We start from the raw sequence: 9,509 nt of genomic DNA, 5'->3' as shown, positions 1-9,509 counted from the left end.
GTTCTACGGTCGTTGAATCAATGCGTGATCAAAGAGGGGGAAGCGATGACCGGCACAGCGCGGGAGGTCGTCGGCCGGGTGTTGCGGGCCGGGCGCGAGCTGGACGTCGAGACCTTCGTGGCGCTGATGGCCCCCGACGGCTACCTCGAGTGGCCGTACCGGCCGCCGGGCCTGCCCGCGCGGGTGCGGGGCCGCGCGGCGATCAAGCAGCACCTGACCGCGGCAGCCGAGGGTTTCATCCGGCTCGACGACTACCGCGATCTCGTGCTGCACGAGACCACCGATCCGGAGGTGATCATCGTGGAGTACGAGGCGCACGGCACCGTCGTCACGACCGGCGCGCCGTTCCGGCAGACGGTCATCGCCGTGTTCCGGGTCCGCGACGGTCAGATCGTGTCGTACCGCGACTACCTCAATCCACTGCCGTTGATCGAGGCGATGTCCGGGCGGTAGTCCAGAAACGGGGCTTTCCCGGCTTTTGCCCGATTAGAATGAGGCATGGCATTGGTGATGCTGGCCGAGGACAACGTTGATCATCAGCGGATCGTCGCCGAGGTGGTGCGACGGCTCGGGCATGACGTCACCGTGGTCGGCGACGGGCGCGCCGGCCTGGCCGCGGTGGCCCGGCACCGGCCCGATCTGGTCGTGACCGACATCGACATGCCCCACCTGGACGGCCTGCAGTTGTGCCGCACGTTGCGCGCCGATCCCGCACTCGCGGACATCCCGATCATGCTGCTCACCGGCTACCTGCCGCCCAGCGACCCGCAGCTGGCCTCGGTGGGCGCCACCACAGTGATGACCAAACCGTTCAGCGTGCAGGAGCTGACCTCCGTCCTGCGGCGGCAACTGGGCGACGAGGCCCCGCCCGGCGCCGCCGGCGCCCCGGTGCAGTCCGCCCCTTCCGATACAGCGTTCGTGGAGGCGCTGCTGGACGGCCTCGACGTCAGGGTGGTCACCTGTGACGCCGAGGGCCGGCTGACGGTGCGCAGTCGAGGGGTGAGCGAGCTGTTCGGCGGCGGCGGCAGCGCGGCCGGGCCGGTGCCGTTGGAGGAGTGGACGCGGCGTTCCCGGCTGCGCCACCACGACGGCACGCTGCTGCGTACCGAAGAGATGCCGTTGCTGCGCGCCCTCGCCGGGGAAGACGTCCGCGGGGCGCTCGTGCTCGACGGCGACGGCGACGGGCCGGAGCACTGGCTGTCGATCAACGCACGTCCGATCCGCGACACGACCGGCGCCATCACGGGAGCCGTCGCCGCGGTGCACGACGTCACCGCCGAGCATCGTGCCCGGCGCTTCCTGGACTGCACGACCGAGGTGCTCGAGGTGCTGTCGCGGAGCCCGGACGCGGCCACCCTCGGCGACCAGGTCCTGCGGGCCGTCGGCACCGGCGTCGGCTGGCCCTACCTGCGGTTGTGGCTGGTCGACCCGGCCGGTGACGTGCTGCGGCCCGCCGCGGCGTTCCTGGCCGAGAACGCGACGCCGATGCCGATGCCGGACTCCATCGCCCGCGGCGAGGGGCTGGCCGGGTTGTGCTGGCAGCGCGGCGACCTGCTGTGGGTGCCGGACGTGCACGCCCCTGGTTCCCCGCTGCTGCCGCAGGTCGTCGCGGCCGCCAAGTACCGCGCCGCCGGGGCCGTGCCGCTGCGCAGCGGTGATCACGTCAACGGGGTCCTGACGTTCTTCTCCTGGAGTCCGCAGGAGCCCGAGCCGGCGCTCGCGGTGCTGCTGCGGGGCATCGCCGGCACCATCGGGGCCTACCTCGAACGGCGCCGCGCCGAGGAGCTGGCCGCGCACCTGGCCGCGGCCACCGACGAATACATCGCTCTGGTCGGTCACGAGCTGCGTACGCCCCTGACGTCCATCAGCGCCTACACCGACCTGATCGCCGAGTCACCCGACGAGACCACGATCGGCGAGGTCCGGAACCTCATCGAGGTCATCGAACGCAACAACAACCGGCTGCACACCCTGATCGAACGGCTGCTCGACCTCGCCGCCCTCGAATCCGGCCACGCCCAGCTGACGAGCGTCGACGTCGACCTGGCCGAGATCACCACGGCCGGCGTGGAGGCGATCAACCCGGTGGCCCGGGAGCACCGGATCACCGTCGACGTCCACGTACCGGCCGGGCTGACCGTGCCCGGCGATCCGCGCCGGCTGCGCCAGGTCGTCGACAGCCTGCTGAGCAACGCCGTCAAGTTCAGCCCCGACGACTCCACGGTGACCGTCACGCTGGCGGCCGACGGTGACCTCGCCGTGCTGACCATCGCCGACCGGGGCACCGGCATCCCGGTCGCCGAGCAGGCCAGCATGTTCCGCGGCCTCTACCGGGGCCGCAACGCCCATCAGGCCGGCATCCCCGGCGCCGGGCTGGGCCTGACGCTGAGCCGGGTCCTGGTCGAACGCCACCACGGAACCATCACTCTGGCCCCGAACCAGCCCACCGGAACCACTGTCACCGTCCGATTTCCCCGAGGGCAGTCATAGGCAGTGCGACAGGCGTACCTTGTGGACACGCGGCACGTCCGCCGCCGGTGATGCACGATCCCAGGACGTGACAGTCATGCGCAGCCGTCTGCTCCTCGCCCTCTCTCTCACCACGGCCCTGCTCGGGCCGGCCGTGCTCATTCCGGGCGGCCCCGCCGGCGCCGCGCCCGCGGCGGAAACCACTCCGCCGGTGCTCAAATCGATCGAGCTGTCCCGTTCGGCGGTCACCGTCTCCGGCCTGCAGACCGTGATGCTCGAAGTCCGGGTACGGCTCACCGACGAGACCGGGGTGGAACAGACCAGCGACGGCGTCGGGGGACTCCTCCCCTACGTGACTTTCTCCCAGGCGCCGAACAATTACGCCGCGCTGGCCCTCACCGAGGGCACGCCGCAGGACGGCATCTGGACGGGGGAGGTGGCCGTCACCAGCGCCTGGAAGGGGACGGTGCGCGTCGACCGCCTCGCCGCGTACGACAAGTTGTGGAACCTGCTGGACATCGATCCCGGCACGGCCATCGACCCGGCGACCGTGCAGGTGACGAGCTCGCACCGGCCGGGCATCGACATGACGTTCCCCGAGCCCGCCAAACGCGGCAAGCCGGTCGTGATGACCGTACGGGTCTGGGACACCGACACCGGACGGCCGTGGCCCAACGCACCCCTGGTGATCGGCAACGACAACGGCTGCGTCGAGTGGGGCTTCCGGGTGAACGGCCGCACCGGCTCGACGGGCACGTTCCGCCGCACGGTGCCCGCGAACCAGGCTGAGGCGCTGCACTGCGTCTGGGTGCCCGGCACGTCCAGGAAGCCGACCGGCCAGGACGAGCGGACGATCATCGCCATCGACGCCGCCCACCTGCGCTACAGCCGGTTCAAGGTCAGCGCCGCACCGGCCAAGGCCGCCGCGCCCGCCGGGTCCGCCGTCGACGTCACCGGCTCGGTGTCCCCGCTCAACAAGGGCAAGGTCATCCGGCTCCAGCGCTACACGGGCGGGGCGTGGAAGAACGTCAACACCGGGCGGGTCCGGGCCAGCGGCCGGTACACGGTGGTGGCCACGCCGCCGGGCAAGGCGAGCTACTCGTACCGGGTCTACGCACCGGGTGACGCCTACGCCGTGGGCGGCAGCTCGAAGGCGTTCACCATCCGCGGCACGTGACAGCGGGCAGGCCGGTGAGTCAGCTCAACTAGCATTGCCGCGTTCGTCAGGTGACTGCGGAGACGAGGCGACATGCGGTGGTTCCAGCTGGGCAAGCGGCGGGTCGAGCAGGATCCTGCCCGGCAGGAGGCGCTGCTGCGCGACGTCCGGCAGCGGTTCGGTGCGCACGTGCCCGCGCCCTTCGGTGCGCAGGCCGAGGCGGTGGCCGGGCTGCTGACCGACGATGACGGGCTGATCGTGGCGGCCCGGATCCTGGGTGAGTTCGCCGACGCCGCCTACGGGGATCTGTTCACCCAGGCCGGGGAGCTCTACCGGCGTACCGGCCGCGGGTTCGCGGTGGACCGCCGCAACTACCGGCCGCTGTGGCAGACGGCCGGGCCGGAGCTGCGGTGGTCGCTGTTCGAGCTGCCGGGCGGGCTGCACCCGTACGTCCAGGTCGCTGCGGCCGTCACGGTGGTCGGCGCGCAGGCCAAGCGGACCGTACGGGTGACCGACCCCGACCCGCTGCTGGCGCACGTGTTCGAGGTGCTCGACCTCACCGTGGCCGGCTGGGAGTACGGCCGGGTGCGGGTCGACGTGGACGGGGCCGCCCTCGCCGACCGGCTGATCGCGACCGCCCGGGACCTGCGGGCCGCCATGCCGGACGAGCCGCCGCCGCTGCCGCCGCCCGTCCGGGAGCTGATGCGGCGCAACAACACCGTCGACGTGTACGCCCCCACCGAGCACCGCATCGCCGGCGCCTTCAATCCGGGCCGGACGATGCGGGAGTCGCTGCTGACCTGATCAGGTCTTGTTGCGGGCCCGGTTGAAGACGGTCAGCACGTCGCTGTCGAAGTACGGCCCGTAGTTGCGGCTCTTCCACACATAGGCGACCACCGTGTTGGTGAAGCCGAAGCCGATGGTCGGGTCGAAGTTCTGGAACATCGGGCCGCCGCTGGCCCCCGGCGTGAGCCCGCAGAAGACCTTGACCTGCGCGGCGGCCGCCCACTGCAGGCTGGTCACGCAGGAGACCTGCTTCTGCCCGTCGTACGGCGCCTTCGACGGGTACGCCAGCACGGTGACCCCGATGGACTTGCTCTGGTTGAAGCTGATGCCGTTGCCGCCGGTCTTGTCGACCAGCCGCACCCCGGCGAGCGGCCACACGTTGACGAACGCGAAGTCCCACCAGTGGTAGCTGTGCTGGGTCCAGCCCTTGGTGGCGTGGAACCACTTCGCCGCGAACTTGCCGTACGGGGTCTTGCCCGCGGCGTAGAGCGGCGCGTACATCCAGTTCTCGTGGTTGACACCGCCCTTGCCGCCGTGGATGCAGTGCGCGGCGGTGGACACCAGGTTGCGGGTCTCGTTGTTCAGCGTGCTGCCCGAGCAGACGTAGTTCTTGCCGTCGGACTTGGTGAAGAAGACCTTGCCCACGCCGGCCGAGGGGTTGACCGCCCGGCCCGTACTCCTGGTGCCGCCGGCGGCCGACGGCCCGGCCGGCCGCACCGCCGTCTGCGGACGCCCGACGTTGCCCGGCCGGTCCCGCTGCTCCAGCGCCGGGTCCTCGATGACGCGCGGGTCGGGGACCGCGATGGCCGTCCGCATCCGTTCCGGCGTCCAGTAGGCGTCGATGAGCCGCTGCGCGGTCGCGGCGTCGCGGACCACCCGCCCGTTGATCAGCGCGGCCGACTCGACGGGCTCGCTCGACGGGCTCACCGCCGCGGCGCCGGCCGGTCCGGCACCCACCCCCAGAACCAACAGCACAGCGAGCGGTACGGCCAGACGGGTCATGCGTCACTCCCTCGGATCGCCGGAGCACCTCGCGCGCCCGGCAATCGGCCACCCTACGGACGCGAATGCCCACAGAACGGTCTAAAGAGGAAGGATCAGTCCTTCGTGGTGGATCGCGCGTCCGGCAGGGTCGGGGCGTCGGTGGGATAGAGACCGGCGACGAAGCCGTACGCCTGATCGCCCGAGCGCGGGATCTGGGCGAAGCGGCGGGCCACCTCCTGGACCTCGGCCCAGAAGTTGCGGACCTCCTCGATCGGGATGCGGGCGTGCACGAGCAGGCACCGCAACTCGTCGGCCTCGTGGGCCGGGGCGGCCTCGGCCGCTGCCTCGGCGAGCCCGTTGATCGCGGCGACGACCTTCTTGTCCTCGGGACTGTTGAGCGCCCCGATGTAGTAGGTCCGCGCGACCCGGCCGTAGTAGCGCTCCTCGATGGCCCGGACCCGCCGCGTCCGGACCACCCGGAGCAGCCCGGCGTCAACCAGCAGGTTCACGTGGTACGCGACCGTGCCTTTGGGGCGGCTGACCGCCTGGGCCAGCTCGGAGACCGTCGCGGCCCGCTCCAGTACCAGCTCCAGCAGGGTGCTGCGCAGCGGGTCGGCCAGCGCCCGGAGCTGGGCGGGGGCGGTGACCACGACCATCTCGTCGAGGTCGTAGTCGGGGATCTGCTCATTGACCGACAAAGTTCGACCGTTCTACTATCGTGGATCATTCGACCACTGTCGTCCGATGAGGGGAAGTGTAGAGATGGCCACCGTCGTGCTGTTCCATCACGTGCAGGGTCTGACCGACGGGGTGCTCGCGTTCGCCGAGCAACTGCGGGCCGGCGGGCACACCGTGCACACCCCCGAGCTGTTCGACGGCGAACGACCCGCGAGCGTCGAGGAGGGCGTCGCCTTCGTCAGGAGCGTCGGTGACCAGCTCCTGGATGAGCGCGCCGACCGGGCGGTGGCCGAGCTGCCCGGGCCCCTGGCGTACGCGGGCTTCTCCTGGGGCGCGGCCCAGGCCCAGCGATATGCCCAGACGCGACCCGGTGCCGGCGGTGCCCTGCTCTACGAGAGCTGCGTGCCGATCAGCGGCGAATGGGCTTTCGGACCGTGGCCGGCCGGCGTGCCGGTGCAGATCCACGGCATGGACCAGGACCCGATCTTCGCGCTGGAGGGCGACCTCGACGCCGCCCGTGAGCTGGTCGCGGCGGCCGGGCCCGAGCTGGCCGAGCTGTTCGTCTACCCCGGCGACCGGCACCTGTTCACCGACAGCTCACTGCCGTCGTACGACGCCGAGGCGACGGCGCTGGTCGTACGCCGCTCGGTGGAGTTTCTCGACCGGCTCGGCTGACAAATTGTTGAACACATCGGACAGTCCTCGCTGTGACATACATCACCAGCACCGTCCCGTCTCTTTTTCGTTTCTTCGCCGTCCCTGAATGGCATTGAGGAAGTCTTTGCAGGTCAGCTATCCATTGGTGGTTCCACCGCCGCGCCGCGCCGCGAAAGGTGCCTTTATCGCCGACCGATCGGATTAACCCGTACGGGTCCGGTGAACGTCGGCGAAAATGCATTCAGGCTCTGTTTCCGGGTGATCGACTGACTACCGCCGGCTCAGCTGCGGTCGTCGGTCGTTCGATGGCTCTATCCCCGAGTCGGCTCCGTCATCACATACGGAAGGCCTTTACCGGTGGTAGTCGCACAGACTCGGCAACAGAGAGGCTCGCGGGCCGGCACCTCTCCCCAGGCAGTGGTGGAGTACGTGCCGCTGCCGCCCTCCGATCACGAGAAGTATCTCTACTACGGACGCCAGGGCCGCTGGATCTTCTGCGTGTTCCTGCTGGCCTTCGCCGGCGTCATGTTCGGCCTGGCCCGGCTGGCGGCCAACTCGATGTGGACCAGCCTGCTCTACGAGCTGATCGCCCTGCAGGTCGTGGCCGTGCTCATCAGCCTGCTGTCGAGCACCCGCAAGCGCCGCAGCTCCCGCGCCGAGCACGACGCCCTGGTGGCGGAGTACCGGCCGGCGGCGTACCCCTCGGTCGACGTCTTCCTGCCGTCCGCCGGTGAATCGCTGGCCATTCTGGACAACACCTACCGCCACGTCGCCGCCCTGGACTGGCCGGGCCTGCTCACCGTCCACGTGCTCGACGACTCGGGCCGCGACACGGTCGCCGAGCTCGCCGCGCAGTACGGCTTCCGCTACCTTTCCCGGCCCAACCGCGGTGAGTTGAAGAAGGCCGGAAACCTGCGCCACGGATACGAGAACTCGACCGGCGATCTCATTCATGTCTTCGACGCCGATTTCGCCCCGCGCGCCGACATGATCCGCGAACTGGCGCCGTACTTCGACGATCCGGCCGTCGGGATCGTCCAGTCGCCGCAATTCTTCGATGTCCAGCAGGAGCACTTCAATTGGTTGCAGCGCTCGGCCGGCGCGACCCAGGAGATGTTCTACCGCTGGATTCAGCCGGCCCGCGACGCGGTCGACGCGGCCATCTGTGTCGGCACGAATGCCGTCTACCGCCGCAGTGCGCTGCGGGCGTCGGGCGGTTTCGCGCAGATCGGGCACAGCGAGGACGTGCACACCGGAGTCAACATGGCCAAGGCCGGTTTCCGGACGCGTTACGTGCCGGTGAATCTGGCCAAGGGCGTCTGCCCGGACAACTTCGACGGCTTCGCCAACCAGCAGTACCGCTGGTGCACCGGCAGCATGAGCCTGCTGGCCGATCCGGACTTCCACCGCTCGGCGCTCACCGTCAAGCAGAAGCTCTGTTTCTGGACCGGGTTCCTCTACTACATCACCACCGCCGTCGCGGCCTTCACGAGTCAGCTGCCGGGCTTCCTGATGTTGTGGTTCTTCCCCGACCAGATCCGGCCGCTGAACTATCTGCCGCTGATCGGCACCATCTTCGTGTGGTCGACCCTGATGCCGCGGGTCACCGACTACCGCTGGTCCCCGGCCGTCGTACGGGTCCAGATGCTCATCGGCTTCTGCCACGCCCTGGCCCTGTTCGACTTCCTGCGCGGCCGTACCGCCGCCTGGGTGCCGACCGGCGCCGCCAAGCGCACGTCGACCGCCAAGCGGGTGCTGCGCCTGCTGCGGGTCTGGCTCATCGCCGCCCAGCTGCTCACCTGGTCGGGCATCGTGCTCGGAGTCATGCACTACGGCCTGGACCAGCTCTGGGCGACAGTGCTGTTCGCCGGCCCGATGCTGTACTTCGTCTGGCCGCTGCTGCTCGGCGGACGGTCCACCCCGCAGCGGCACCCCGACGCGCCGGGCAGTCCGGACGCCGATCCGCCGATTCCGGGTGCCCGCCAGATGCCCACCTACGCCCCGGTCGTGGCGTCATGACCGGCACCGCGGGACTTCTCGAACGGGCCCGTCCGGCGGCCCAGCCGGTGCCGGCACCCGATCCGCCGGTCTTCCGGCGTGACGTGCAGGGCCTGCGTGCGCTCGCCGTGCTGCTGCTGGTCGGCTGGCACGTCGGCGTGGCCGGCCTGAACGGCGGCGGGGTCGGCATCGACCTCTTCTTCGTGATCTCCGGTTTTGTGCTCACCGCTACGGCGTTCCGGGAGCTGCGCCAGGACGGCCGGCTGTCGCTGCGCCGGTTCTACGCCCGGCGCACGACCCGGATGGTGCCGGCCGCGACCGTGGTGGTGCTCGGCTCACTCGGTGCGGCCTGGCACTGGATGCCGCCGGCGGACCGGACCACGGTCTCCTGGGACGCCGTCGCCGCCGCGACCGCCACCATGAACGTACGGCTGGCGACCCAGGGCACCGCGCCGGTCGACGTGTCGCCGTTGCAGCACTTCTGGCCGCTGTCCCTGCTGGTCCAGTTCGCGCTGGTGTGGCCGCTGCTGCTCATCGTGGTCGCGCTGGCCTGGGCCCGCCGTGGCCGCCCCAGCGTGCTGTCGGCCGCACTCCTGCTGACGGTGCTGAGCGCCGCCTCGCTGGCCCTCTGGCTGGAGCCGGCGACGAACCCGTGGACCGTCCACGGCCTGCCGGCCCGGCTCTGGGAGTTCGGCGTCGGTGCACTGATCGCCCTCGGCGCGCGGCGGCTCTCGGCTCTCCCGGCCACGCCCGCCGCCGTGCTCACGTGGCTGGGCCTGGG

General features: G+C 70.5%; 9 protein-coding genes. 7 read left to right on the top strand and 2 right to left on the bottom strand.

Annotated features, from left to right (window positions below; all coding sequences use genetic code 11):
• From AB0C29_RS19990 to AB0C29_RS19975, 4 genes are all read left to right on the top strand, one after another.
• Positions 1-453, top strand: a 453-nt coding sequence (locus AB0C29_RS19990) for a nuclear transport factor 2 family protein (RefSeq protein ID WP_360822141.1), incomplete at its 5' end; no start/stop codon positions are given.
• A gap of 45 nt (positions 454-498) precedes the next feature.
• Positions 499-2,490, top strand: coding sequence for an ATP-binding protein (locus AB0C29_RS19985; protein ID WP_360822139.1), 1,992 nt, complete (start codon positions 499-501; stop codon positions 2,488-2,490).
• Between the two features lie 76 nt (positions 2,491-2,566).
• Complete coding sequence (locus AB0C29_RS19980; protein WP_360822137.1) at positions 2,567-3,646, top strand: hypothetical protein; 1,080 nt, start codon at positions 2,567-2,569, stop codon at positions 3,644-3,646.
• A gap of 72 nt (positions 3,647-3,718) precedes the next feature.
• Positions 3,719-4,429 carry a hypothetical protein gene (locus AB0C29_RS19975; protein WP_360822135.1) on the top strand — a complete coding sequence of 237 codons (711 nt, stop codon included), beginning with the start codon at positions 3,719-3,721 and terminating at the stop codon, positions 4,427-4,429.
• On the opposite strand, the gene AB0C29_RS19970 is transcribed toward AB0C29_RS19975, so the two are convergent.
• Together AB0C29_RS19970 and AB0C29_RS19965 are read right to left on the bottom strand one after the other, a co-directional pair.
• Positions 4,430-5,413 carry a hypothetical protein gene (locus tag AB0C29_RS19970; RefSeq protein WP_360822133.1) on the bottom strand — a complete coding sequence of 328 codons (984 nt, stop codon included), beginning with the start codon at positions 5,411-5,413 and terminating at the stop codon, positions 4,430-4,432.
• Between the two features lie 95 nt (positions 5,414-5,508).
• On the bottom strand, positions 5,509-6,093 hold the full coding sequence (locus AB0C29_RS19965; RefSeq protein ID WP_360822131.1) for a winged helix-turn-helix domain-containing protein: 585 nt from the start codon (positions 6,091-6,093) through the stop codon (positions 5,509-5,511).
• Positions 6,094-6,139: 46 nt separating this feature from the next.
• Between AB0C29_RS19965 and AB0C29_RS19960 the strand changes: the two genes are divergently transcribed.
• The 3 genes from AB0C29_RS19960 to AB0C29_RS19950 form a co-directional block, all read left to right on the top strand.
• The gene (locus tag AB0C29_RS19960; RefSeq protein ID WP_360822129.1) at positions 6,140-6,748 is read left to right on the top strand and encodes a dienelactone hydrolase family protein; all 609 of its coding nucleotides are present in this window, start codon (positions 6,140-6,142) and stop codon (positions 6,746-6,748) included.
• A gap of 411 nt (positions 6,749-7,159) precedes the next feature.
• Positions 7,160-8,749, top strand: a complete 1,590-nt coding sequence (locus AB0C29_RS19955; protein WP_360822127.1) for a cellulose synthase catalytic subunit — start codon at positions 7,160-7,162, stop codon at positions 8,747-8,749.
• Positions 8,746-9,509, top strand: a 764-nt coding sequence (locus AB0C29_RS19950) for an acyltransferase (RefSeq protein ID WP_360822125.1), incomplete at its 3' end; no start/stop codon positions are given. The genes AB0C29_RS19955 and AB0C29_RS19950, both read left to right, overlap by 4 nt.

The sequence above is a fragment of the Actinoplanes sp. NPDC048791 genome, assembly GCF_040650095.1.
Taxonomy (GTDB): domain Bacteria; phylum Actinomycetota; class Actinomycetes; order Mycobacteriales; family Micromonosporaceae; genus Actinoplanes.
Note: the sequence above shows the minus strand (reverse complement) of the source record. Positions and strands in the feature narration are given on the sequence as shown.

Coding starts and splice junctions, on each gene's coding strand:
- AB0C29_RS19985 (WP_360822139.1), top strand. CDS start 499: ATGGCATTGGTGATGCTGGCCGAGGACAACGTTGATCATCAGCGGATC.
- AB0C29_RS19980 (WP_360822137.1), top strand. CDS start 2,567: ATGCGCAGCCGTCTGCTCCTCGCCCTCTCTCTCACCACGGCCCTGCTC.
- AB0C29_RS19975 (WP_360822135.1), top strand. CDS start 3,719: ATGCGGTGGTTCCAGCTGGGCAAGCGGCGGGTCGAGCAGGATCCTGCC.
- AB0C29_RS19970 (WP_360822133.1), bottom strand. CDS start 5,413: ATGACCCGTCTGGCCGTACCGCTCGCTGTGCTGTTGGTTCTGGGGGTG.
- AB0C29_RS19960 (WP_360822129.1), top strand. CDS start 6,140: ATGAGGGGAAGTGTAGAGATGGCCACCGTCGTGCTGTTCCATCACGTG.